The following is a 26179-nucleotide window of genomic DNA, read 5'->3' on the forward strand; positions in this document are numbered from 1 at the left end:
CTCAACCGCAACATCTAAAAGCATAGGCCGCACGTTATGGCATACACTAACAAACCATGGGTAAGAGTAGTACGGCGCATGAATGTGCCCAACACACACGGTGTCGACTGTCAGCCGGGTGCTGCACCACACCGCGCCACGCATCTGGAGGGTAACTAAAACGAATGGTTTCAACTGAATACTTCATTAAACGCACCGCGATGGCCGTTGCGACGTTCTACGCCGTCATTACACTCACGTTTGCAATGATCCGGCTCATGCCGGGTGGTCCGATGGACCATATGCAAGCACAGATGGCAGGTGCAGGCCAGGACACCGCTCAAGTCGCTGCGCAAGTCGAACTGTACGCCGCAATCAATCCGGAAGAACCGCTCTGGCAACAGTACGTCGATTACGTGACCAGCACGATGGTCGGTGATCTCGGGACTTCAACGTGGTACCACGATCCCGTCGCCGAGATTCTTGGCAACGCAATGCCGTGGACGATGTTCATTTCGATCATCTCCATGATCCTGATCTACCTCCTCGGGATCAGCATCGGCGCGTTCATGGCGTACGTTGAGGGCTCACGATTCGACGTCTCCTGGTCTGGAGCGTCGATCCTTCTCACATCGGTCCCGTTCTACGTTGTCGCCGTTGTCCTCCTGTGGTACCTCGGCTACAATATGTCTCTCTTCCCGACGAGCGGTCACTACGGATCCGGTATCGAAGAGGGATTCAATATCGAGTTTATCGGAAGCGTGATCCACCACGGGACACTACCGATTGCTTCGCTTGTCTTGGCTGGATTCGGTGCTGTTGCCCTCCAAATGCGAGGGAACGCAATTCAGATCCTGGGTGAGGACTACCTCCGCGTTGCCCGATTGCGCGCACTGTCCCAGCGTCGTATTGCGATTCGCTACGTTGCACGAAACGCTATCTTGCCGATGTACACTGCCATGATGATCTCGCTTGGAACCCTCTTTGGCAGCTCGATTATCCTCGAGCAAATCTTCCAGTACCCCGGTGTTGGCTACTTCATGTACCAAGGAATCAGCGCTCGCGATTATCCGTTGATGATGGGGACGTTCCTCTTCATCACGGCGGGTGTGATCATCGGTGTCTACATCGCTGACCTCACATACGGTTACATTGATCCCCGTGCGGGGAGTGGTGATCGTGAATCGTTCTAACGACGACTCGCAAGGGCGAGATTCGCCGTCCGATCACGAAACGGATCTCGAGTCACTGTTCGAGAGCAGCGACCACTCTCGGTCGGTCTCGGAGTCAGACTCGGATCCAGAGACGGTAACCGACGGTGGTGTCTCTCCACAGCAGTCGTTATTCGAGACGACAGCGGACATCGAGCGGACGCGAACTGATCGCTACCGTCGGCTGTTCGACGAGTACGTCATGGCGCCCGGTCGAATCCTCTGGAATGATTGGCGCGCAAAGTTCGGCTTTTTCCTCTCGTCACTGTTCGTGATCACCGGGCTGATCTCGTGGATCTCGACGAGTCGCTGGTGGATCTTTTCGGAGGTGACCATCGTCCAGCAGACCTTCGCCGACGACGGCGAGGTGCTCGTGGGGCCGTTCGACTCGACGTACATGACCACGTACTACGGCATTCCAGTCTGGGAGCATCCGCTTGGGACTGACGGCATGGGTCGTGACGTCTTCAACCAACTCGTCCACGCAACACCGGCGATGCTCGAGATGATGTTCGCTGGGGCGATCTTTTCGATCGTGTTAGCAACGTTCTGGGGTGTGTTCTCCGGCTACAAGGGCGGCTCCGTCGATGGGTTCATGATGGCGGTCGCAGACGTCGTGATGACTATCCCTGGATTGCCACTGGTCGTCGTTCTCGCGGCGATTATTGAGCCGACCAGCCCATGGGTGATCGGTATTATCCTCGTGGTCAATGCCTGGGCTGGCTTTGCACGGTCGCTTCGATCTGAGGTGTTGAAACTGCGCCGTGAATCCTACGTTGAAGCGTCCCGAACGATTGGGATTTCGATGCCGGCGATCGTGACCAAAGACGTGTTGCCGAACGTCATGCCACTGATCGTCGTCAATTTCGTCACGACAGCGCGGAACGTGATCATGGCGTCCGTGGGTCTGTACTTCCTCGGACTCCTCCCGCACACTGGGCTCAACTGGGGCGTGATGATGGACAACGCGTACGGCCAAGGTGCGATCTACACGACGAGCATGTTCCATTGGTTCTACGCGCCAATGGTAACGATCGTTCTCCTCTCGCTCGGCCTGCTGTTACTCGGGCAGGGGCTTGACCGAATCTTCAACCCACGAATCCGCGCTCGTCACTCCGAAAGTACGAGCGATGAGGAATCGACCGAAGAACCAGCCGACGACGTCTCAGTTGCGGATCAGCAACAACAGGGTGGTCTCTAACATGACAGCAAGTGAATCTGCGAACTACGACAGCGATCACAGGCAGGATCAACAGCAGACGATTGACGGTGCAATCGAAACCCCCGATCCGATTGTCAAGGCCCGAAACCTGAGCGTTACCTTCGATATGTCACGGGGTATTTCGAGGGTGCTTGATAACGCGAATCTCGATATCCAACGAAACGAGATCCTCGGTATCGTCGGGGAGTCTGGGTCTGGAAAATCGATGTTTGCCTCGGCGATGCTCGATGCTGTCGTCGATCCGGGCGAACTCAGTGGGTCAATCGAATACCGACCGTCCGCAGACGAATCGGTGCACGTCCTCGAGACCAGCACACGCGAACTCAAGCAGCTGCGATGGTCCGAAATATCGATGGTGTTCCAAGGGGCGATGAGTTCGTTCAACCCAACGATGTCGGTTCGTGGGCATTTCGAGGAAACCCTCGACGCCCACAACGCCAATCACCAGGAGGGGATGGAACTCGCTCGAGAGATTCTTTCGGATCTCTACCTCGAGCCAGAACGCGTGCTCGATTCGTATCCCCATGAACTATCGGGTGGGATGCGACAGCGGACGCTTATTGCCCTGAGTCTTGTCCTCGAGCCACAGGTGTTGGTTATGGACGAGCCGACAGCGGCGCTCGACCTCTTGATGCAGCGTTCGATTCTCCAGTTGCTTACTGACATCAAAGAAAAGTACGGCATCACGCTGATCTTCATCACGCACGATCTGCCACTGGTAGCGGAGTTAGCTGACCGGATTGCGGTGATGTATGCCTTCGAGTTCATCGAGGTCGCACAGACTGACGAAATGTTAGCGCATGCGTCCCATCCGTATACGAGAGCGTTGCTCAATGCAACACCGAATATGCGAACGCCAATCGAGGAGATGCGGCCCGTTGAGGGATCCGCGCCGGACCCTGTCGACGTTCCGACCGGCTGTTCGTATCATCCACGGTGCTCGCTTGCAACAGATCAGTGTCGCGCATCTGACCCCGAGTATCACATCGTTGATTCCGACCACCACGCGAAGTGTTTCCACTGGGAGGATGCAGCCGACGAAATTCCGTTCTCGATCGCTGGAATGGAGGGTGATGATTGATGAGTAACCCACGTGGAGAATGCATCATCTCGCTCGAAGATGTCGAGGTGCACTTCGAGGACAGTTCGGACAGTGGCGGCTTCTTCGGTCTGTTCTCGGACCCAGATACGGTACACGCGGTCGACGGTATCTCGCTTGATATCCATGAAAACGAGATGATTGCGCTGGTCGGTGAGTCCGGATGTGGAAAAACGACGCTCGGAAAGACTTCGATCGGTCTCCAGCGGCCGACTGGCGGGTCCATTACGTACCGTGGGCAGGATATCTGGGAGGCCAAAGACGGGGAGGGCGAGATCGACATTCCCTTCCGAGAGATCCGTAAGTCACTCCAGATCATCCATCAGGACCCCGGCAGCGCGCTTAATCCCAACCGGAAGGTGATGACAATTCTCGAGTCGCCACTGAAGAAGTGGGAAAAACACCTTTCGAAGGATGACCGAGCCGCTCGTATTCTTGGGCTGTTAGAGCGCGTTGGTATGTCGCCCCCAGATGACTACGCCTACCGTTACCCGCACCAGCTTTCGGGCGGCGAGAAACAACGCGTCGCGCTGATTCGCGCGCTGTTGATGAATCCGGATCTCATCCTTGCTGATGAGGCCATTTCCGCACTCGATGTCTCACTGCGTATCGAGATGATGGATCTGATGCACGAACTGCAGGATGCGTTCAATACGTCGTTCCTGTTCATCTCGCATGACTTCTCGAACGCTCGCTATCTCTGTGAGAAAGTCGGCGGTCGGATCGGTGTAATGTACCTCGGCGAACTGGTCGAGATTGGCACCGCAGCGGAGATTACGCAAAACCCCCAACACCCCTACACCAAGTCGCTTGTGTGGGCAACACCGGACTTCGAGTCGATCAACCGGGAAGATAAGATGCCGATTCGAAAAATCGACATTCCCGATCCAGTGAATCCACCGAGTGGCTGCCGGTTCCACACTCGTTGCCCCGAGGTCATCCAGCCTGAGGGGCTCGACCTCGATCAACAGCAGTGGGGGCGTGTCCTCAACCTCCGACAGGCGATTGAAGAAGACCGCGTTGAATTGGATCGCCTCCGCGAACAAGCAGCAGATGAGGATGTCCTCGAGGACGGAAGCGAGGACGAACTCGAGGTCCCCCTCGAGGACCTTGTCGCAGAGATTCGACTCGATTACGGACTCGAGGACCCACTCTCACAGGGCGATGCCGAATCGACGCTCGATGATGCGGTTCGAATGGTCGCGACGGGTAAGCGGGAGGAGCCGATTGAGACGTTGCGGAGTCTGTTTACAACGCCTTGTGAAGAGATAGAACCGCCGGCAGAGTCGGTTGGGACAGACCACACTGTCGCATGCTTGCTCCATCAGGATGAGTATGGAACTTCCGACGCTGTCTCGGACACTGATGGTGATTCTGACACTGGCCACGAATCGGGGGCTGCTGACGACTGACACCGATAGATAGCTGATTTTCGCGTGGGAAGTGGTTCGAACCCGAATACCTATACGGTATCACGTCCGTGGTATTGATACACTATGTCAGAACGGTTCTGGGAGATCATGTGTGCGGGGATGCCGGTCTGGGGTATCCTCTTTGGATTGAGTGTCGTCTTTCTGGTCTTTTCGGTGTTGACGCTGTATCTGGCATCACCCGAGGCAGGATCATTTCACATTCTAGTGATCAACGTCGCACTGATTCTCCCCTTTATCGGCGTGTTAGGCTACACGATCCGGAAGTGTCGAAGTGGGGACTTCTGAACAACGGTAAACGCCTGCTCGGAGTCAGGTTTATTGTCTCACCCAGAGAGCATCGGACAACGAATGGACGCGCTTGTAACATATCCCACTGTCCCGACGCGGGACGTGTTGTATCCCGACGCCCTTGTCGAGCGCCTCGAGTCACTCGGCAGCGTCGACTGGAACGATAGCGACGAACAGTTCACACCCGAGGCGTTGTCCAACCGACTGAACGGCGTCGATGTCTGCATCACCGGTTGGGGTTGTCCCACCCTTTCTGAATCCGTCCTCGCGGACGTCGACACCCTCGAACTCGAACTGGTCGCACACGTCGGCGGCAGCATCGCCACGGTCGCCTCGCCGGCGCTATACGACCGTAAAATTCCGGTTTGTAGCGCTAATCAGACAATGGCGCCGTTTGTAGCCGAGGGAATCCTCGCGTACGCCCTGTCGGCGCTTCGCGACGTTCCGGCTTTCGACGCCGATCTGAAAGCCGGTGGCTGGCCGGTCGCGGACGGTGCGGCATCCGCAATCCCACAGACTGACACACTGTTTGCCGCATCAATTGGATTCGTCGGCCTCGGCGACATCGGTCGGGAACTGCTTGCCCTGCTCGAGCCCTTCGGTTCCACCGTCCGTGTCTATGATCCGTACGTTTCGGCCGATGAACTCGACGAATTCGACGGTGTTGAGTTGACCAGTCTCGAAGCAACCCTCGAGACGGCTGATGTCGTCTCAATCCATGCCTCGAAAACGCCCGAGACGATCCACCTACTCGACGGCGAGCGCCTTGCGACGCTCCCAGACGGCTGTTTGCTGGTCAACGCTGCTCGCGGTGCAATCGTCGATGAGGGCGCTCTCGTCGCGGAACTTCAATCTGGCCGGATTACGGCGGCGCTCGACGTGTTCGAGGCTGAACCGCTTTCGGAGACGAGTCCGCTCCGAGACCTCGAGAACGTCGTTCTCGGTCCACACGTCGCGGGTTCGCCGGTCCGCCATCGGCTGACAGAAACGGTTATCGCCGAGATTGAACGCTTCACCGCCGGCGAACCCCTGCAGCATCGCCACTCCCGCGAACGCTACGAGCGAATGACCCGCGACCAACTCGAAACTGAGGACGCAACACACGCGAGTTGACACTCATGGAGATACGACACCTCACCACGGCAGACGTTCCCGCGGCGCTGGAACTCGTAAAGCAGGCTGGCTGGAATCAGGTCTCCGCCGACTGGCATCGACTGCTCGATCTCGAGCCTGACGGTTGTTTTGGCGGCTACGTCGACGGCGACCTCGTCGCGACCACAACGTTGTGTACGTACGACGGAAGCGAGCACAAGTCAGCAGAGTGTGGCAACGGGCCCGTCCTAACTGATACCGGTTGGATCGGCATGGTGTTAGTCCATGAGGACCACCGACGAAACGGTTATGGGGGCGCAATCGTCGATCACGCGCTCGAGGCGGCCAATGACCGCGGCGTTACCCTTGGACTCGACGCGACGGACGCTGGCCGTCCGCTGTACCGTCGTCGTGGATTCGTCGACGTGTGTCCAATCGAGCGGTGGGCCGGCGTTCCGACGTCGACCCCCGATTCGCAGTACGACGGTACTGGCTCGAGGGAGTGGATCGACCTCGATTCACGGCTGATCGACGAACTTTGTGCGTTTGATCAGCGATCGTGCGGCGTCGACCGCAGTGCCCTCCTTCAGCACTTACTCACCTCGAGCGACGTCGCGGGCGTTGGTGTTCGCGACGATGACGGTATCCGGGGCTATGCGATTGCCCGACCGGGTCGGGAATCTGGACAGATTGGGCCGCTCGTCTCTTCGCGACCTGCGGACGCTCCGGTTTTGCTCGCTCGAGCGAGCGCCCTACTCGAGCAAGACGCTGTGTTGCTGGATGTGCTCGCTGTCGACGCGGTGGCCGACACTCTCGAGCGACTGGGACTGGAGTGCCAGCGTAGACTGACGCGAATGACAGCACCCAATCCGAAACAACTGCTGGTCGATCCAGACGTGATTGCGGCTGCCGGATTCGAATTCGGCTGAGTGCGCTCTGAACGGGAGAGACGTTTCCTCGAGCGTCCAACCGTACCCTTTATCCCGGTTCCGAACGCTTCTCAGGATGTACTCCGATGACCGACTCACAGACTATTTACGACGAACTCGGCGTTCCGCCGGTCGTCAACGCAGCGTCGACGAAGACCCGAATTGGCGGTAGCTTGATCCGCCCAGAAGCGGTCGAAGCAATGTCTCGAGCCGCGGAATCGTTCGTCCGGATTTCGGACCTGCAAGCACGCGCGAGCGAACTGATCTCGGACGTGACGGGCTCGGAGGCGGGCTACGTCGCAAGCGGGGCTGCTGCGTGTCTCACGCTTGGGACGGCCGCCTGTATGGCTGGTGACGACCTGGGTGCAATGAACCGTCTTCCACACACTGGCGACGATGTCCCGAACGAGGTCATCATGCCTCGTGCTCACCGCAACGGCTACGACCACGCGATCCGCATGGCCGGCGCGGAGATTGTCGACGTCGGGAACAACGACAACCACCTCGGAACCGGTTCGAAGAACACAGAGCTGTGGGAGATCGAAGACGCCATCAACGAGAACACGGCCGCTGTCGGCTACATGCAAAAGTCCTACTCCCAGCCCGAACTCGAAGACGTGTGCGAGGTCGCCCACGCATATGACGTGCCGGTCATCGTCGACGCCGCCGCCGAACTCCCGCCGACAGACAACCTGACACGGTTCATCGATGAGGGTGCGGACCTCGTCGTCTTCAGTGGTGGGAAGGCCATTCGTGGGCCCCAGACGACTGGGATCCTTGCCGGGAAGCAGGAACTCATCGAATCGGCCGCCCTCCAGCATCTCGACATGCACGTCGCAGAGGAGGTTTGGGAGCCACCGACTGACCTGATCGATCTCGAAAAGTACGCTGGCGTACCTCGCCAGGGTATCGGACGCCCGCTCAAGTCTGGCAAAGAGGAACTGGCAGGCCTCATCCGCGCACTCGAGTTGTTCATCGAGGAAGATCACGACGCGCGGATGCGGGAGTGGAGCGACCGAACCGAGCTGATGGCCGAATCGCTGCGTGAGGAACCCGGCCTGTCGATTACGGTAACTGAGGGCGAAAAGACTGCAGTCGCCCCAGAGGTGTTTGCTCGGATTGACCCAGACGCTGCCGGCATTGACGCTGAAACGCTGGTCGGTGAACTCCGTCGGGAGAACCCTCGAGTGTTTGTCGGGCCCGACCATCTCCACGAGTCCGCGTTTACGGCCAATCCGATGTGTCTTACGGACGAGGAAGCCGAGTACGTTGTCGAGCGCGTGCGATCGTATCTCGACTGATCACGTATTGGTATCATTTTGCGCTCATAAAGACTAAGCGGAGCCACCCGGATTACTATACGAGATACGATGCCAACCTTTGATGTCCGTATTCCGGAGGACCCTCTTCGGATCCTCGTACTCGGCGCACACATCGACGACTGCGAGTTCACGATTGGCGGTACCGCCTACAAGTACGCCCAGCAAGGCCACGACGTGCGATTCGTCTCAATGACGAACGGCGAGGCCGGCCACCACGAAATCGGTGGGATTGAACTGACCCGCCGCCGACAGTCCGAAGGGCGTGACTCGGCTGAAATCCTCGGCGTCGAGTACACGTTCCTTGACAATCATGAGGGCGAACTCCGGCCGACGATCGACAACCGCAACGAAGTAATCGAACTCATCCGCGAGTACGAACCCGACTTGGTTCTCACCCACCGACCGAACGACTACCATCCGGATCACCGCTACACCTCCGATTTGGTCCAAGACGCCGCCTACATGGTCACAGTCCCGAACATCTGTACCAACACACCACACCTGACGTATAATCCGGTCATCTGCTACCTCCAGGACGACTTTCAGAAGCCGACACCGTTCGACCCAGACGTCGTTGTCGGCATTGACGACGCAGTTGAGACCAAACTCGACGCACTCCACCAGCACGAATCCCAAATGTACGAGTGGCTGCCGTACAACGTCGGTAAACTCGAGGAGGTTCCCGAAGGTGATGACGCGCGACGAGAGTGGCTCGCCGAGGAGAACCTGCAGCGGTTTTCGAAAATCGCTGATCGGTTCCGTGACCAGTTAATCGACCGCTACGGCGAAGAGCGCGGCTCGGAGATTCAGTACGCCGAGGCATTCGAACACTGTGAGTACGGTGGACAGCTAACCGACGAAAACCGCGACGCACTGTTCCCGATCGAATGACGCGCCATGGGGTCGACTCTGCCAGCCGACGTGCAAACAGAAGCGATTGCGAACCGATGGTGATCAGATGAAACTCGTCCCGCCTGCCGAGGCGATCGCCCGGAAATTCCCCGAGTCGGTCGTGTTCGTCGTCGCGCCTGATCCCGACGGGGGCGAGCCGAACGTGATGCCGGCCGGCTGGAGCATGTTCACCTCGAATGAGCCGCTGATGCTTTCCGTCAGTGTCGGCCTCGAGAACTACACGCACGACTGTCTCCAGCAGGCCGAGGAGTTTGGTATCGCCTTCCCGAGTGCCGCCCAGCGGGACGACATCGTCTTCTGTGGTTCACACTCCGGAGCCGATGTCGACAAACTCGCTGGGTCAGATCTGGAACTCGCCGAACCCGCGGCGATTTCGATGCCTATACTGGAGGACGCTGCGGCGTGTTTCGAGTGTACCCTCGAGGGAACGTTGCTGACCGGCGACCACCGAATTTTCGCAGGCGACGTCGTCGCCGCGCACGTCTCCGAAACGTACGAGGAGAAAGTAACGAACCTCGGACGAGCATGGAGTGACGGTCCCGACCGGTTCCGGACACTCTCGGAACTGCTCGAGTAAATCTGTCTTTTTCGAGTCCACACCGCTAGCGATTGCTCTCGGATCTCCCACCGACGAGCGATGCGTCGCAGTGTTGCAATGCCATCTGTCGGGCGGACCGCGCTCGGGCGCTCGTTTCGCCCTTTCGCGTTGAACTCCTCAACCGAGTGGTTCCCCTTCTGGAGAGCTATTATAATCGAAGACAGTCACCGATACTTATTTATCAGGATATGGTGATTGTTTGCATGACTCATGCGAGCGTATCGACCCGAGCACTCGAGCGAGCGGAACGAAGAGACGAACACCAGCGACCCCGCTATCGGCGAGGGCAATCCATCACGTCGGTCGGTCCTGCGCGCCGTCGGCGCGTCAACAGCGGCCATCAGCGGACTCGCCGTGGCGGGAACGGCTGCGGCGAGCGGGGAGTACGACACCGTCGTCAATCTGGTAGACGACTTCGGTGCCGATCCGACGGGCGAGGAACCGATCAACGACGCCCTCGACGACGCAGTCCGAGACGACACGAAAGTCATCTTTCCGAGCGGGACCTACTTCGTCGGCGAGAACGGCTTCCACCGCTGGGATTTCGGGGACGGTATCGAAGGCGAGCGCGTCTCGAACGTTGCGTTCGTCGGCGACGGCGAGGTGACGCTTGTCCCAGACTCGGAGATCAATGACTTCATTTTCGCGCTTTGGGGTGACGACATTCACATCGAGGGGTTCCACATCGACGAGACAGCGGAGGATACGGCCGTTGGATTGTCCCACCAGTGTGAGAAGCGTCTCGTCATCCGTGATATCACATTCGAGGGCGTCTCGGATACAGAGGGCGCACTGACCAAACTCGGTCCGGGAGTCACCGATCCGGACGGAACAGCGGTCGTCGAAGAGCTACACATTCCGGACGGTTCGACGGACTACACCGATCACACGGCAGTCTGGGTGTTCCCCGAACACGCGGGCGACATTCACTTCAAGCGGTGCTCAATTCAGGGGATGTCCGACAACGCACTCTATGGCTCACCGCCCGGTATGCCAGACGGCGGCGGCGGATCCGTCCGCGTCGAGAACTCGTTTTTCAAGAACAACAACGTGACTGCGATTCGGCTCGGCACGTCTGGCAGCTATGCGAAGAACTGTACCGTCGTCACCGAAGAAGACGAAATTCCGCCGAACCCCCAGGGTGCGATTACGAGTCGAGCCGGCTGGGTCTGGTACGACTTCGATGGCACCTACGAGAACATCAACGTGATTCACGACCACCCAAACGGCGAAGGCATCCTTGATCACGACGACGAGACACGCAATCTCTCGCTCGAGGTGCGCAACTGTCGGTTCGAGATGAACAACGATGGCTCGAATGCCCTCCGGTTTACCGATCCGGGCGTTGAAAAACTCACGCTGAGAAACGTCAGTGTTACCGGTGAGGCTGGCGACGGTACCGCCGTTGCGCTTGGCAACTGTGAGGTCGACGCGAACAACCTCTGTCTTACACAAACTGGCGACGATAGGGACGGTATCAGCATCTCGAGCGTTACTGGGACGATCGGCCAGTCGATGATCGATGTCACCGGCGAAGAGCTGGTCGAAGACGACGACAGCGACGTCGATGTCCGGAATCTCCGTCAGAACGGAAACTGCCCGCCCGCACAGGAGCCCCACCCGCTAGCGGAGTAATCGACACGTTCAGTGTCCAAAGGATCTTTTTCGCGGACTGTTCTCTCGCCGCTAAGGAGACTGTATCTGCCGATGGACTCTCGAGTGCGATCGATCAACGTGGTGTTCGAGAGAACGAGTCGTGCCAGTTTGACTGAGAATTACTCGTCGTCTTCGGACTCTTCGTCGTCGTCGGCTTCCTCATCGTCATCGGTGCCATCGTCTGCGTCCCCGTTTGCATCGACTGTCAGCGTCACCTCTTCGTCTTCGGACTCTTCGACGGTGACCTCCTCTTCGACGGCATCAAATTCGTCCTCGAGACTCTCGACGGTGATCGTGTAGTCGTCGGGTTCGACGGGGATCCCTTCGACGCCTTCCTCGACGATCTGTCCGTCTTCGATGTTCTCTTGATACGTGTACGATCGTGGCTGTTCGTGGGCCTCGATCGTGATTTCGATGTCCTCTGAGACTGGTTCGCCGTCTTCGTCTTCGATTGAGACGTAGAGTCGCTGCTCGTCTTCTTCAAGTTCTTCTTCGTCGCCGTTTTCAACGTCTTCTTCGGGTTCGTCATCGCCGTTTTCGTCGCCGGGTTCGTCGTCTGGAGCATCATCGTCGTCGGCACAGCCCGCAAGCGACGCTGTCAGGACGGCACTCGCTCCGATAACTACGCTACGCCGGGATCTCTCTGCGTCGAACATACACTCGAGTTTGTCTAACAGGGTGAAAACGTTTTGGTTGTTGCACCGACGATCGAAAGATCCCTTCCGTTGATACATGCGCAGCGGCCAACGTTGTCAATGCTAGAACACAAACTATAACGAGCCGTGTGAACAGTTAGTCTAACGAATGATCGACTGCCACTTTCACATCTGGAGTCAAGATGTCTCGACGCCAGAAAAACGCGCCGAACGCGCTGAACAGTTCCGCCGCGAGGCCGACACGCTTGGTATCGAGCGAACCTGTCTCATTGGCGAGATCGGCGACACCGTCGAAGCGTGTCGAGAACACAACCGTACCGTCGCCAAATTCGTCACGGAACACCCCGATCTCTTCTACGGGTGGGCGCGAGTTCATCCCGCCCTCGGCGAGGAGGGGGTCGAAGAGTTCCGTCGTGCGGTCGAAGAAGATGGACTGGTCGGATTCAAACACCACTTCGTCGGCACGGAGATCAACATCACCGATCCGGAGTTCCAGCCGTTTGCGAAGGCGGCCGTCGAGATGGACGTCCCGATCATCTCTCACGTGATGCAAAACGAAGAGCCGTACCCAACTGAGCGCCCCAGTGAGGCGCGCTCCGAGGACGTGGTCGAACTCGCCGAGCAGTTTCCTGACCTACAACTTATTTCAGCGCACATCAGCGCCGGGGGCAACTGGGAACACCGCATTAGGAACATCGCTCCCTACGATAACGTCTACCTCGACTTGAGCGGCAGCAACTGCGAGGTCGGTCAGATCGAACTGGCCGCCGAACTTCTCGGTGTCGACCGACTCCTCTTTGGCACAGACACCTGGCTGTCCGTCTGTGCCGGCAAACTCGAGGCCGCGACCTTGCCGCCTGAGGATCGAGCCGAAATCGCGTACAACTTCGAGCACCTGCTCCACGACGGCGTCGAGAACAAACTCACGGCCGACGAGCGTGAGGTCCGGATCGACCAGGCAACAGAGCGATTCGCTGATCTCGATATTCCCTACGACGAACAGATCGTCGACGCGAACGCCTATGTCGGTGAGTGGCCGTTTTACCCCTTCGATGCCACCGTGGAGGACCTGCTCGAGCGAATGGACGACAACGGCGTCGATCAGGCTCTCGTCTCTTCACTCGAAGCGGTGTTCTACCGCAATCCACAGCACGGCAATCGCAAACTCGTCGACGACATCGAGGGCCACGAAGACCGGCTACACCCATTCGCGACGATCGATCCGACGGTCCCTGGCTGGGAAGATGACTTCCGAACGTGCATTGAGGATCTCGAGATGCGCGGTGTACGGTTGCTTCCGGCCTACCACGACTACGATCTCAACGCGCCGGAAGCGCAGGCGCTGCTCGAGCGCTGCGCCGAATTCGACGTACCCGCGATGATCGTTCCTGCGCTTGAGGATCAGCGGGGCCGCCACTCGCGGGTCGAACTCAAATATTTTGAGGGGATGGGACAGGCCAAACACTGGCGCGATGATGCAGTCGACGACCTAATCGAACTTCTGCTCGCGGTGCCCGAAACGGATGTGATCGTCGCCGGGGCTTGGAGCAGCGGCGCGCGCATAATTCGGGAAACGACGACCGTCGACCGGCAAGACGTCTGGCTCAACAACACCGTGCGGACGGGTGAGACACTGCTAGTGATCGACGACCTGTTCAATTACTGGACCCAGACGCAGGGAGAGGGCATCCTCGAGGAGATCGGTACCGAGCACCTCGTCATGGGGCCACAGCTTCCGATGAAATACTTCGAATCGTTCTACAACTACACGAAACACCTTCCGACAAGCGAGGCGCAGAAAGATCGCGTCCGTAGCGAGAACGTACTGGCGCTGCTTGGTGAGGGCGTAACTGACGACTGATCGACGCTATTTCTCGCCCTCAAGCGGCGTCCCTTCGATCGTCCCATCCGGCGAGACGTCCGAGACGCTCTCGAGGCCGCCGTAGGTCGTCGCAGTGAACTCGGCTTCGACAGTCTCGCCGGGTTCGAGTTCTTTCATCGTTCCGTTCTCGCGCTGGACATCGGGGTCGCCGGGGTAGGCCGTCGTCGGCTCGAGGCCGACGTTGTAGTTGCGGTTGAACCACGGGGACTCGTGGAACCCGCCGAACGGTTGCCAGTACCAGAGACTCTCGAACGGCTCGAGCGGGAACGTAAGCGCAAAGCCGAGATCGATATCCGGATTCGTGAGCGCGTACCAGCCGTCTGCCATATCGACCGCGAACGATTGGTCGTGAATCGTCGAGTCCTCGGGCGGAATCTCTCGAAGATCGACTGTGGTGCCGTCCCGGCCGGGCGCGTGTGGCCACTCAAACTCGACGTCGCCCTCGAGGCGTGCGTTCGGGAACGCGTCGCCATACTTGGGGTTGACGCCGGTCGCGTCCGGTAGGTCGAGCCGCGCGGCCGATGAGAGTAGCGGCTGCCCCAGCGTGACGTGTTGCTGCCAGACGTACTCGAGGGGGCGTTCGCCCCGATTCGTCACGGATTCCTCGATCTCGAGGCGGGAGTCGCCGGCTGGCAGGGTCAGATCACGCTCGACGACGAACGGGTAGCGAGTGAGCTCGACCGTGAGACGCAGAGTCACTGCCTCGCCGTCGTCTCGGACGACTTCTGCATCCCAGGGGAGCAGGGCGCTTTCGCCGTGCTGACCGTAGGCGCTGCCGTCAAACTCCCAGCCGCCGCCAGCGACAGGGAGATTAACCTGCCAGCCGCCGGGGTAGTGCTCGTTCCAACCCGTTTCAGCGGCCGTTGGGACGTACCGACTTTCGGGCGGCGTCCAGTTGTGTGGCGTCCGCCAGAGGACGTCAACATCGGTCCGTTTGTCACGGAACTCGACGATGTCGCCGCCTTTGCCGGGCAAGACGAGCACCCGTAGCGCTGAATTCTCGAGGATGACGGCGTCGATGCCGCGGTAGGTGAAATCGGTCGAGATGCGCGGCCCGGTTTGCCCGCGGAGGCCGGATTCGTCGCCGGGGATCATCGTCGCCCCTCCACGTTTCGGCGTCGCGCACCGACGCGTTCGGCGAGCGCAGTCGCGGTCGTCAGGATACGTTCGGGCGTCGAGGACGCGTAGCGGCCGTCTTCGAAGGACTGCCAGGCCTCGTAGCCCCCTTCGGCGAGGATTCGCTTGGTCGGCAGATAGCCCGTGTTGTTCGCGTAGCCAGCGACCCACAGCGGGGCAGCCAACTCGTCTTTCAGCGCGAGCGAGTAGTCGGCGACAACCTCGCCCGACAGCGAGACGAACGTCAGGTCCGTTCCGAAACCGATCGCCTGGAGCGGGTACGGCCGGCGATCAGTAACCTCCCCGCCGATCTCGTTTTGTGCGTCTTCCGGGGGCTCGAGAACGTCGAGTGCGACGGTATCAGCCGCGAGTTTCAGGGGACCACGAACCGGCTTCGGCTCAGTAACGAGTGCGCGTTCGACGGCCGTCACCGCGGTATCGGCGTGGCGGTGAACGAGTTCGCGACTCCCCTGTGGGTAGGCCTTCTGGTCGCCCGCACAGCCGATGACGAAAACGGCGGTGGCCTCGGGATAGCGCTCCTCTAACTCCTCCATGGCGTAGCCCGGCCAGTCGCCGTTGACCTCGTTGCTGTAGGCCATCCCGACCGTCGGGTGACAGGCGTAGCCGAACAGGATCGCCTTCGTCGTCCCGTCGGGCCGCTCGGCGGTCAACACGGGCAGATCGTGATCGACGGGACCGTCCGGGTCAGGATCGAAGCCGATCCCGTCCTCGATCGGCCGTCGGCGGTTCATCGCGATGCCACACTTCGCGCGATAGTGGGACAGCGACGCGGGCTCGAGGTCTTCGAGCGCTTCCCCAATCACCGCCACCAGCTGCTCGTCGACGAACTCGCGGTAGGACTCGATCAGTTCCATGTCACGGTCGTAGTCCGGCTCGAGTCCCTCGGCATGGACGTCGTAATCCGGGCCGTAGTGGGTGTGACTCGGGACGATGAACAACGACTCGGGCTTGAGGTCCCATCGCTCGGCGCACTCGCGCTCGAGGAACTCCCGCTGCGTCTCGAACAGAAACAGGAGTTCGAACGAAAGAACGAGGAGTCGCTGTCCCGTGTGGTCCTCGAGGGCAATCGCTCGCGCTCGGATGTCGTTTTCGACGCCGTCCATCGGTCCGTCGCGGGCACCGAAGCCGATGAGATGGTGCGGGTCGTCCGCGTCGGGCGTGATCGGAACCGTCGCTGTCCCGATCTGCCACTCAGCGTGCCGGTCGGCTGTTGCAGGTGGATCTTGCTTGGCCATACTCGTCTATCCGTGGTCGAGCGTCGATAATAAAGGTACGCTCCGGATGCACACTCGGCGGCAGGTGGTGGTCTTCGGACCGAGTGGCGCTCAAATCACTCTCTCGCTCCCGAACTGTACGGAAACAGTTCGTCGACGTCGGCCGCATCCAGTTCGACAAGGAACTCTGCGAGCCAGTCGGCCGCACCGTCGACCAGCGCCTCACCTTTCGCTGCCGAACTCTCGCGAGTCTCGCCACCGCCGACTTCGGGGTGATAGGCGTCCCAGCGCGGCACAAAGTATACTTGATCGCCCTCGAGTCCCTCAATCGTTGGCTCTCGAATTTCGAACTCGTCGAACTCGTCTTCCCGGACGAGATCTTCCCGTAGGTGCAACATCCGCGAGCTTTCGCTCTCGCCGCCGTGGACAGACGGATGCTCGAGTTCGTCCTCGATCTCATCGGGGATTGCGTCTGTCGTGCTCGTCAGGCAGACGAACGCCCCCTCGCCAGGAGGGTGGCGGTCAGCATGTTCTCGGAGGGCCGCCCGCAGCGCGGCCGGGTTCCCGCCGTGACCGTTGACGAAGAGGATCTTTCGGATGCCCTCCGCCTCGAGCGCTTCGATCATGTCGAGTGCGATATCCATGAGCGTGCGGACACCGATGCGACAGGCGAAGGGGAACGCTTTGAAGTTCACGTTGTTCCCGATCGGCAGCGTCGGGTACTTGAGGACGCGTGCACCCTTCTCGTTGGCGCGCTCGACGGCGCGGCGGCAGACGGCTTTGGTCTGGAAGACGTCGGTCCCGTAGGGCAGATGCGGGCCGTGGGGCTCCGTCGAGCCGAATCCGACGACCACGACCTCTGGTTCGAGGCGCTCGACGTCTTCGACGGTCATCTCCTCGATGATGCCGGAGGGGTGATCGCCCCTCGTTTCATCTAGTTTCGCGTCCCCGTCCGCGTCTTCCGTCTGATTTCGATCCGACATCGCGACAACTCAGTCGTCCCCGGTTCGCTCTCGCAGCGTTGCGCCGACCAGATCCCCCTCGAGATAGCTGCCGACGTCGCCGTTCTCGAGCGCCTCGGCGACGGTCTCGAGCGCTCCGCGGTAGCCCGCTAACGTTGCCTCGACGTCAGATTCGCTATGGCTGTAGGTCGGGATGTGACTGCCCGTGTAGAGGACGCCGTTTTTGTGGGCTTCCTGCATGAACAGACTCCGCAGGAGGCGGTCAATGTCGGTGTCGTCGGTCGGCGCTGCGGTCGCGATCTCGTCTGCGAATCCGATCGAAAATCGCGGCGGGTAGCCCGTCGCCTCGGTGACGTCCTCGAGGCCGAGGTCGGCGGCCAGTTCGTTGTAGCCGTCTCGAAGCTGTTCGCCGATATCGAAGATGTGCTCGTGGACCGGCTCTTCCTGCAGTACCGAGAGGGTGGCGTCGGCGGCCGCCAGCGGCACGGCGTCGCCCGCGTAGGTCATCGAGTAGAAGAAATCGTTGTGGTCGATGACTTCCATGAACTCGCGTTTCCCGGCCAGCGCTGCAATCGAGTAGCCGTTTGCCATCGCCTTTGCGAAACAGGTCAGATCCGGCGTCACGTCGAAGTATTCCTGTGCGCCACCGGGTGCAAACCGGAAGCCGGTCAGCACCTCGTCGAACACCAGCAGAGCGTCCTCGCGGTCGGCGAGTTCACGCACCTCCTCAAGGAAGTCGTCCTCTGGTGGCTCGAGATTGACTGGCGTCGTGACGATTGCAGCCACGTCATCAGGGTTGTCCTCGAAGATCTGTTCAACACTCTCGATATCGTTGTACTCGAAGGATGCGGTGTACTCGCTGACGGGATCGGGGATGCCGGCGCTCATGCTGTCGTTGTTGCTCATCCAAATATCCGGCCAGCCGTGATAGCCCTGGGTCGCGACGACGTCACGGCCAGTGTAGGCGCGGGCGAGCTTCGCTGCGAGCGTGGTGACGTCGTTGCCACTCTTGGCGAACTTCACCATCTCGGCGCAGGGGACCATATCGACGATTTTCTCGGCGACGTCCAAATGCAGCGGATGCTCCATCGTGTACATCGTCCCATCCTCGAGTTGCTCTGTTACAGCGTCGGTGACAGCGGGATAGTTGTGGCCCAGCAGGATTGGCCCCAGTGCAGCGTTACAATCGACGTACTCGTTGCCGTCGACATCCCACAGTCGGCTCCCCTCAGCTCGCTCGATGTGCGTGGGTGAGACACCTTGGACGAACTGCGTCGGGCTTTTGCTGCCAGTATGAGAGGCGCCCGGAACGAGCCGGCGCGCTCGCTCCGCGAGATCTCTCGATCGCTGTACGGATCGCTCGCTCGAGATTGTCTGCTGACCGTCGGACATTAGGTACCAAATCACAACACAGTGTGATAAGCGCTTCGCTGCTGTAAACTCCAAACGAGGACAGTATAAGTCTCTGACCAGAGTGACCGCATCCGTCAGCCATCTCTCACCCCGGTAGATTAATACACTCGAGCACTGACCCGTACCTGGACACGATTCACATGCGAGCGATTGTCACGAATGGCGAGGGCGACAGTTGGGAGGAGACACGAGACCGACCGGAACCCAGTGAGGGTGAGGTGCTGGTGAAAATACGCGCGGTTGGAATCTGCGGGAGCGACATCGGGTTGATCGACGGTGGTGGGCCACCCTGGAAGGACCTGCCCGTCGTTCCAGGCCACGAAGTCTGTGCAGAGGTGGTCAAACTCGGCGCAGGCGTCGACTCGCCGTCAGTCGGAGACCGCGTCGCACTTCACCAGTTCATCTACTGTGGCACCTGTTCCGCGTGTCGCGAGGGCCGCTACTACCAGTGTGATGAGATCCAGGAAATCGGCTTCTCGCTGGATGGGGGCTACCGCGAGTACGCCGCTGTCCCCGCGTACACGCTAACACCAATCCCCGACTCGGTGTCGGATCTCGAGGCCTGCCAAATCGACTCGGCGGCCTGTACGCTCCACGCGATGGATCGGATCGACATCTCGGTGTCCGACACCGCCGCGGTGCTCGGTCCCGGTGCGCTCGGACTCTTCGGAGTGCAACTCCTCCGGGCAAAGGGCGTCGACGACGTGATTCTCACAGGCACCCGGCCGGAGCGCCTCGAGGCGGGCCGGGAACTCGGAGCGAACAAGACGATCAACGTCCGCGAGACCGACCCTATCGAGGCGATCATGGAGTACACGGATGGAGCGGGCGTTGAGGTCTGCGTCGAGGCCGCAGGTGCCGGCGATGTTGTGAACACGAGTCTGAAGGTCGCGGCGAATCAGGGCCAAGTCGCGCTGACTGGCGTCTTCGATGCGAGCCGAGAGATCGATCCAGACGATATCGTGCTCAAGGAACTGACCGTCGTCGGCGGCGTTACGGCTGCCCACGCGGTCGAAGACGTGATCGAACTCTTCGAGCGCGGCGATCTCACCGTCGACGGCATCGTCACCCACGAGTTCCCACTCGCAGAGTACGAAGAGGCCCTCGAGACGGTCCGTAACCGACGCGACGGTGTCGTAAAGGCAGTTCTTCGCCCCTAAACTACGCTGTCGGTTCAGCGAGCGCCACTGTTATGTGATCTCATCTCAACGTGGACAGTATGCCGACCCGACCGAACATCCTGCTTGTGATGACTGACCAGCACCGTGGCGACTGCATTGGTGCTGACCCGAACGTTCCGAAAGACGCTGACGGCCGACCGCTGATCCACACACCGAACATCGACAGCTTCGTTGAGGACGGCGCGCTGTTCTCTCGTGCGTACACGCCCTCGCCGTCGTGTATTCCGGCCCGCCGAAGCCTGTTGACCGGCCAGACGCCCTCGACCAACGGCGCGCCCGGCTGGGTGACGACTCCCTGGGAGTTCGATCGGACACTCCCCAGCGAACTCCGCGATGCGGGGTATCAGACTAAACTCACCGGCAAGATCCACTCCATCCCGCCACGGAGCAACGTCGGCTTCGAGAGCATGGACCAACACGAGGCGCTGTTCGCCCACGAAAACGATGACTACACGCGCTGGCTCGAGAGCGAGACTGGCGGCGCAGACGAACTCGCACATGGTCTCGGGCGCAACTCGTGGGACCCCCGCCCGTGGCATCTGGATGAATATCACCACCCGACGAACTGGACGACCCGAAAGGCGCTCGAGTTTCTCGACCAGCGCGACGAGACGCGCCCGTTCTTCCTGAACCTCTCCTACGTCCGGCCGCACACGCCGTTCGATCCGCCCCAGCCCTACTGGGATATGTACGTCGATCGCGACATGCCCGACCCATACATGGGCGATTGGGCCGACGACGTCTACGGCGAGAAGATCCCCGACTATCCCGCAATCGACGCGTGGGTTGCCGATCTTTCGCCGACGGTTATCCACCGCGCCCGCGCAGCCTACTATGGACTCATCACTCAGATCGACCACCAACTCAAGCGCGTGTTCGACAAGCTGATGATGATGGGCGAACTCGAGAACACGTTCGTTCTGTTCATCTCCGACCACGGCGAGATGCTCGGCGATCACTATCTCTGGCGCAAGTCCTACGGCTACGAGGGCTCGTCTCGCATCCCCATGCTGATGCAGTTCCCCGAGTCGATGGAGCTGCCCCGCAAACAGATCATCGACCAGCCCGTCGGCCTCGAGGACGTCATGCCGACGCTGCTGTCGATCGCCGGCGAATCGGTGCCGGACTTCGTCGAGGGGCGCAACCTGCTGGATCTCGTCCACGACCCCGACCGGGAGGACTGGCGCGAGTGGTACCATGGCGAGCACAGTCCCGGCAGCTACGATCCGGAGAACGCCACCCAGTACGTAATCAGCGATCAGATGAAGTACATCTGGAACCAGGTCACCGGCGAGGAACTCCTGTTCGACCTCGAGGAAGATCCCGGCGAGGAGACAGATCTGACCGACGATGGCGAGTACGCCGACGACCTCGAGCGAGGGCGGGACGCGATGGTTGATCGCCTCACCGGCCGACCGGAAGGATTCGTCGAAGACGGTGATCTGTCGACGATAGAGCCGGGCGATGAGGACGTTGGCGATCCGGACGACTGTAGTTCGGACAGCTGAGCCGGGACCGCCGCGAGCACAAACTCTTTATCCCATCGCGAGTGCTCTTATCCATGGTACTAACAGCCATACAGCTGTTTACGCTCAGCGATGTTGAGGAGTCAGTCCCGGACAGTATCGACCGCGTCGGCGACACGTCGTTTGACGGCGTCGAGTTTTACGACGCACAGCTGGATGCCCTCGCAGACGACGAAACGCTTCGACGAACCCGCGACGCGTTGGCGGCCACTGACCTCGAGGTCGCCGCGTCCCACATCGGCGTCGAGCGCCTTGAGTCCTCACTCGAGGACGTGGTCAGTGTCTGCACCGAGATTGGGTGTTCGACGCTCGTCATTCCAACGTACGACACCGACGCATTCGAGACACGCGAGGGAATAATCGACGCTGCCGACCGAATCGCTGGGCTGGCTGCAGAGCTCGAAGCGCACGGTATCGACTTGCTGTATCACAACCACACCTTCGAGTTCGATGAGGTTGACGGCGATACCGCGTTTGAGATATTTGTCGAGGCGTCCAACGGTCGGTTTGGCTTCCAGCCCGATGTTGGGCTCGCAACCCACGCCGACTACGACGCGCTGGCCCTGTTGGATCTCGTCGCTGACCGATCGCCGATCGTGCATCTCACCGATTCGGTGCCAGACGACGATGCAGCGTTGCACGCCGATGTCGGGGAGGGAGTCGTCGACGTCGAAGCCTGCGCTGACGCCGCCACAGCAATCGGTGCTGAGTGGATCGTCTGCGAGAACGGTGTGACTGACGACCCAATCGCGGCGCTCGAGCATGGCAGCGAGGCGTTTGAGTCGCTGGCAAATCGGGACTAATACGTCGACGAGATTCGCACCGGGTGCAAAAAGCAAGGATTGAAGTTACGGTTTGACGTACGTGCCATGAGTTGACATATCTATGTCGAACAGAGTATCAGTTCACAATCCAAATGCCTGTTACAACGGGTATACGTTGTTTGCCGAATCGTACGAGCATCCCGAAAAAAGCCCGGATGGAACCGGAACGGTCTACCTCATCGATATGGAGGGGCAGCCAGTCCACCGCTGGGAGGTAGAGACGGCACTTCAGTCGCACTGTCGGCTGTTGCCGAACGGTAATTTGCTGTATCCGACTCGCGACCGATCGGATATCGAACAGGCTGGGTTACGGGAACTTGACCCTGATGGCGAAGTCGTCTGGTCGTTCCACTGTCGGATCGATCACGATTACCAGGTCCTCGAGGGTGATCACATGCTGTTACACACGATCAGAGATTCGATGACACCCACGATTGGCCCTGAACTCAAACGCAATCCCTACATCGTCGAGATCGACCGCAAGAAAAACCTCCATTGGGAGTGGGACGGCGCGGACCACTACGACGACCTCCGCGAGCATCTTCCTGACGATGAGTGGGAGTACGTCGCCCACCGTATCGAGAGCGAGTATCCCTTCGACTGGGCTCACAACAACACGCTCGAGGTCATCCCCGAGAACGAGACGGCCAAAATCGAGCGCGAACGCGGCGGCCCGGTCCGGTTCGAACCTGGCAATATCGTCTTCTCTTACCGCTCGATCGACGTTATCGGTGTCATCGACTATCCCAGCGGCGAGATCGTCTGGGCGTGGGGGCCGGACGAACTCGACGGCCAACACCTTCCGCACGTCCTCGAGAATGGGAACCTGTTGATCTTCGATAATGGGGCCGAGCGCGGCTACTCGCGGGTGATCGAACTTGATCCACTCACTGAGGAAATCGTCTGGGAGTACACTGGTTCACCGAAATCGTCGTTCTACAGCCCGTTCATCTCCGGTGCTCGTCGCCTTCCTAACGGCAACACGCTAATCTGTGAAGGAAGTGAGCGCCGACTATTCGAAGTGACATCGGACGGCGAGATCGTCTGGGATTTCGTCAGTCCGTTCGCCGAAACGGGCTCGCTCGGAACCGTCTACCGCTGCCAACGCTACTCGCCGGAGTACGTCGAACCACTGCTCGAGTCGATCTGAACGAGGTAATTGCAGAAACAACCCCAGCGTAAAACCGCTGGTTAGTCCAGTAGCGTCTCCGTATTAGCCTGGATTTTTCGGATCGCGTCCGCAACTGACCGAATTCCGTCTTCCTCGGCCAGCAATACCTCGTGAGGGTAAGTGATGTTCGTCTCACACAGTTCCTCGACGCCTGGCAGATGGCGAGTCGGATAGTTCGGTAGATCGACGTCGTCTGGAACCAATCGACCAACCTCTTCGCGGTAAAAGGCCGGCTGGCGGTACAGCGGCATTTCGTACCCTTCTCCGACCGGGACGCCTTCCGCCTGTAGCGCCTCGATGAACGTCTCCCGTGGAAGGCCGTCGAACGCCGCCGAATCGTACCGGAAATTCTCAATACAGTACCCACGGGCAGTGATCCGCTCGTCACGAGGTTTCGTCTGAATTCCCTCGATGTCCGCGAGTTCAGCGAGCAGAATCTCCTCGTTTCGTTCACGGGTTTGGTTCTCCGCTTCGAGCGTCTCGAGTTGGCCCAGTGCGAGGGCGGCCTGGAGTTCTGAGAGTCGCGCGTTCGTCGAGAGTCGGTAGTGGTAATATCCTGTTGCACCCTGCCGACGGCCGATGTTGTGCATGAGGCGTGCGCGGTCGGCAAGCACGTCGTCATCGGTGACGATGATCCCGCCCTCGCCGCTCGAGAGCGATTTCGTCTCCTGGAAGGAGAACGTCCCGAAGTCACCGAACGTGCCCACCTTCTCGCCGCACCACTCCGAGCCCTGTGCGTGAGCGGCGTCCTCGATGAGGAACAGATCGTGTTCCTCAATGATCGGCAGCAGTCGGTCCATATCCATCGGATAGCCTGCAAAGTGGACGCCAAGGATTCCGACGGTCCGATCAGTAATGCGTTCCTCAAGATGCTCGAGGTCGATGTTATACGTTTCAACATTCGTATCAACGAAGCGAGGCACTGCGCCGACAGTGGGAATCGCGCTTGCGCTCGCGATGAACGAATACGACGGGACAATCACCTCATCACCCGGCTGGACACCGCAGGCGCGCAGTGCCAGTTCAATCGCGACAGTTCCGTTCGAGACCGCAATGGCGTGTTCTGCGTCGTGGTAGTCGGCGAACGCCGCCTCGAGACGGTCACAGGCGTCAGCGCCGTCGCTGTTGCGACACCAGTTGCCGCTCTCGAGGACAGCCTCGACGTACTGCCTGCTCGAGTCGTTTAGTTGTGGCCACTCCGGAACCTCGAGTGTTGCAGCGGCTTTCGGACCGCCAGTAATGGCTAGCTCACCCATAGTCGTCGGTATGCGATTGTGTACCATCCAGTAAATAGATGACGGTGTCGTTGGATACAGAGCCCACTGGTGCGAACCAGTCGATCCCGAAACGGACCCCAGTTTTATGCGTCGTCCGCACGTCAGGAGTATCAGATGATCGATATCGGCATTCTCGGCCTGGACACCTCCCACCCTGGCAAATTCACGGAGATATTTGCATCGGATGAGCGCACCGCTGTCACAGCAGTCTGGGATGGCGGCGATGTCCGAGACACCGAACACTGTGAACAGTTCTGTCGAGAATACGATGTGACCAACTACGAGCGACCGGCCACCATGTGCGGTGAGGTCGATGCAGCCGTCGTCACTACGGTCAACTGGAACACCCATCGCGAATTGGCGGCCCCGTTCCTCCGAAATGGCACGCCTGTGTTGATCGACAAACCGATTGCCGGTTGCGTAGCCGATGTGGATGCTATCGTCGAGGCTGCTCGAGCGGGCGGCGCGCCACTGTTTGGTGGATCTGCCGTCCCGTTTCACCCACAGTTCGATGTCCTCGAAACACTCCCTGAACGCCGAACAGTATACTGTGTCGGATATAACGATCCGTTCTACTACGGGTGCCATCTCGTTGATTCGGTTCGACGAATTGTCGACTCGAACTGGCTCGAGATCGAACCCAACGATGCACCGGGGACGAGCGTCGACGTGACGTTCGCAGACGGCTCGTACGCCTCCCTGCAGTTCGATGGACCCGATGTAGACGGGACGTTCGCGTTTCTCACAACCGACGAACACCATACCCATTCCATTACAATCGAAAGTGATGCAGACGAGCTGGATCGGATGTACCGATCGTACCTGGACGCGTTCGTCGACTGTATCGAGACCGGTAGGGATGACCGAGATCAACTCGTCGACGCTGCAACGTTGCTGCTCGGTGTTCAGGCCGCACTCACAACTGACGATGTGGTATCGCCCGAGAGTGATGCACTCGCCGATAGTGTCGTGGACAGCACTGCGTTTGTATCACAGTATTCTCCCTACTAAACTCGAGTCGCGGCGCAGCGGTCTCGAGGTGTCCGGTCCGTATTCCACCAAACCCTATCAGTGCCGGTACTGTTTACCCGGCGTGAACACTCAGTAGCGAATTGTTTTACACAGAAAACAACCGACGGACCGTTAGCCACTGTGGCACATGGTTGTTTACCTTGAGTAAACCGCAGGCTGGCTC

The 26179-nt window shown here is 59.6% G+C and carries 21 protein-coding genes and 1 pseudogene; 16 read left to right on the forward strand and 6 right to left on the reverse strand.

Annotated elements, in window-relative coordinates:
• Nucleotides 1-164: 164 nt before the first annotated feature.
• The 10 genes and pseudogenes from G6M89_RS16640 to G6M89_RS16690 all read left to right on the forward strand — a co-directional run bounded on the left by G6M89_RS16640 (nucleotide 165) and on the right by G6M89_RS16690 (nucleotide 11720).
• On the forward strand, nucleotides 165-1172 hold the full coding sequence (locus G6M89_RS16640) for an ABC transporter permease (protein ID WP_165163003.1): 1008 nt from the start codon (nucleotides 165-167) through the stop codon (nucleotides 1170-1172).
• Nucleotides 1159-2391 carry an ABC transporter permease gene (locus tag G6M89_RS22800; RefSeq protein ID WP_165163004.1) on the forward strand — a complete coding sequence of 411 codons (1233 nt, stop codon included), beginning with the start codon at nucleotides 1159-1161 and terminating at the stop codon, nucleotides 2389-2391. Before G6M89_RS16640 ends, G6M89_RS22800 begins: the two co-directional genes overlap by 14 nt.
• A gap of 1 nt (nucleotide 2392) precedes the next feature.
• Nucleotides 2393-4443, forward strand: a pseudogene (locus tag G6M89_RS22895) (ABC transporter ATP-binding protein); the annotation flags it as partial.
• 564 nt (nucleotides 4444-5007) lie between these two features.
• Entirely contained in the window at nucleotides 5008-5229 is a 222-nt protein-coding gene (locus G6M89_RS16660; protein ID WP_165163007.1) for a hypothetical protein, read from the forward strand.
• A 63-nt stretch (nucleotides 5230-5292) separates the two neighbouring features.
• Nucleotides 5293-6345, forward strand: a complete 1053-nt coding sequence (locus tag G6M89_RS16665; RefSeq protein WP_165163008.1) for a hydroxyacid dehydrogenase — start codon at nucleotides 5293-5295, stop codon at nucleotides 6343-6345.
• Between the two features lie 5 nt (nucleotides 6346-6350).
• Nucleotides 6351-7253 carry a GNAT family N-acetyltransferase gene (locus G6M89_RS16670; RefSeq protein ID WP_165163009.1) on the forward strand — a complete coding sequence of 301 codons (903 nt, stop codon included), beginning with the start codon at nucleotides 6351-6353 and terminating at the stop codon, nucleotides 7251-7253.
• An 86-nt stretch (nucleotides 7254-7339) separates the two neighbouring features.
• Complete coding sequence (locus G6M89_RS16675; RefSeq protein WP_165163010.1) at nucleotides 7340-8554, forward strand: aminotransferase class V-fold PLP-dependent enzyme; 1215 nt, start codon at nucleotides 7340-7342, stop codon at nucleotides 8552-8554.
• A gap of 69 nt (nucleotides 8555-8623) precedes the next feature.
• The gene (locus G6M89_RS16680) at nucleotides 8624-9466 is read left to right on the forward strand and encodes a PIG-L deacetylase family protein (protein WP_206335597.1); all 843 of its coding nucleotides are present in this window, start codon (nucleotides 8624-8626) and stop codon (nucleotides 9464-9466) included.
• A 67-nt stretch (nucleotides 9467-9533) separates the two neighbouring features.
• Complete coding sequence (locus G6M89_RS16685) at nucleotides 9534-10064, forward strand: flavin reductase family protein (protein WP_165163011.1); 531 nt, start codon at nucleotides 9534-9536, stop codon at nucleotides 10062-10064.
• A gap of 231 nt (nucleotides 10065-10295) precedes the next feature.
• Nucleotides 10296-11720: a hypothetical protein gene (locus tag G6M89_RS16690; protein ID WP_165163012.1), complete on the forward strand. Its 1425-nt coding sequence runs from the start codon at nucleotides 10296-10298 to the stop codon at nucleotides 11718-11720.
• A gap of 140 nt (nucleotides 11721-11860) precedes the next feature.
• On the opposite strand, the gene G6M89_RS16695 is transcribed toward G6M89_RS16690, so the two are convergent.
• Nucleotides 11861-12397 (reverse strand): S-layer protein, encoded by a 537-nt coding sequence (locus tag G6M89_RS16695; protein WP_165163013.1) that lies wholly within the window; start codon nucleotides 12395-12397, stop codon nucleotides 11861-11863.
• Between the two features lie 148 nt (nucleotides 12398-12545).
• On the opposite strand from G6M89_RS16695, the gene G6M89_RS16700 reads away from it, so the two are divergent.
• A complete protein-coding gene (locus G6M89_RS16700; RefSeq protein ID WP_165163014.1) occupies nucleotides 12546-14258 on the forward strand; it encodes an amidohydrolase family protein in 1713 nt (570 codons plus the stop codon).
• Between the two features lie 6 nt (nucleotides 14259-14264).
• Here the strand turns inward: G6M89_RS16700 and G6M89_RS16705 are convergent, their stop codons facing one another.
• The 4 genes from G6M89_RS16705 to G6M89_RS16720 all read right to left on the reverse strand — a co-directional run bounded on the left by G6M89_RS16705 (nucleotide 14265) and on the right by G6M89_RS16720 (nucleotide 18984).
• On the reverse strand, nucleotides 14265-15374 hold the full coding sequence (locus tag G6M89_RS16705; protein WP_165163015.1) for an aldose 1-epimerase: 1110 nt from the start codon (nucleotides 15372-15374) through the stop codon (nucleotides 14265-14267).
• A complete protein-coding gene (locus G6M89_RS16710) occupies nucleotides 15371-16651 on the reverse strand; it encodes a hypothetical protein (protein WP_165163016.1) in 1281 nt (426 codons plus the stop codon). Before G6M89_RS16710 ends, G6M89_RS16705 begins: the two co-directional genes overlap by 4 nt.
• 95 nt (nucleotides 16652-16746) lie before the next feature.
• Complete coding sequence (locus tag G6M89_RS16715; protein WP_165163017.1) at nucleotides 16747-17613, reverse strand: creatininase family protein; 867 nt, start codon at nucleotides 17611-17613, stop codon at nucleotides 16747-16749.
• Nucleotides 17614-17622: 9 nt separating this feature from the next.
• Entirely contained in the window at nucleotides 17623-18984 is a 1362-nt protein-coding gene (locus G6M89_RS16720; protein WP_165163018.1) for an aminotransferase class III-fold pyridoxal phosphate-dependent enzyme, read from the reverse strand.
• A 161-nt stretch (nucleotides 18985-19145) separates the two neighbouring features.
• Between G6M89_RS16720 and G6M89_RS16725 the strand changes: the two genes are divergently transcribed.
• The 4 genes from G6M89_RS16725 to G6M89_RS16740 all read left to right on the forward strand — a co-directional run bounded on the left by G6M89_RS16725 (nucleotide 19146) and on the right by G6M89_RS16740 (nucleotide 23686).
• Nucleotides 19146-20165 carry a zinc-binding dehydrogenase gene (locus tag G6M89_RS16725; protein ID WP_165163019.1) on the forward strand — a complete coding sequence of 340 codons (1020 nt, stop codon included), beginning with the start codon at nucleotides 19146-19148 and terminating at the stop codon, nucleotides 20163-20165.
• Between the two features lie 59 nt (nucleotides 20166-20224).
• Nucleotides 20225-21694, forward strand: coding sequence for an arylsulfatase (locus G6M89_RS16730; protein WP_165163020.1), 1470 nt, complete (start codon nucleotides 20225-20227; stop codon nucleotides 21692-21694).
• Between the two features lie 53 nt (nucleotides 21695-21747).
• A complete protein-coding gene (locus G6M89_RS16735; protein WP_165163021.1) occupies nucleotides 21748-22515 on the forward strand; it encodes a sugar phosphate isomerase/epimerase in 768 nt (255 codons plus the stop codon).
• A gap of 82 nt (nucleotides 22516-22597) precedes the next feature.
• Complete coding sequence (locus G6M89_RS16740) at nucleotides 22598-23686, forward strand: aryl-sulfate sulfotransferase (RefSeq protein ID WP_165163022.1); 1089 nt, start codon at nucleotides 22598-22600, stop codon at nucleotides 23684-23686.
• Nucleotides 23687-23727: 41 nt separating this feature from the next.
• On the opposite strand, the gene G6M89_RS16745 is transcribed toward G6M89_RS16740, so the two are convergent.
• Nucleotides 23728-24963 (reverse strand): DegT/DnrJ/EryC1/StrS aminotransferase family protein, encoded by a 1236-nt coding sequence (locus G6M89_RS16745; RefSeq protein ID WP_165163023.1) that lies wholly within the window; start codon nucleotides 24961-24963, stop codon nucleotides 23728-23730.
• Between the two features lie 135 nt (nucleotides 24964-25098).
• Here G6M89_RS16745 and G6M89_RS16750 point away from each other — a divergent pair, with 135 nt between their 5' ends.
• Complete coding sequence (locus tag G6M89_RS16750) at nucleotides 25099-25995, forward strand: Gfo/Idh/MocA family protein (RefSeq protein ID WP_165163024.1); 897 nt, start codon at nucleotides 25099-25101, stop codon at nucleotides 25993-25995.
• The last annotated feature ends 184 nt before the right edge of the window (nucleotides 25996-26179 follow it).

Source organism: Natronolimnobius sp. AArcel1, assembly GCF_011043775.1.
Lineage (GTDB): Archaea > Halobacteriota > Halobacteria > Halobacteriales > Natrialbaceae > Natronolimnobius.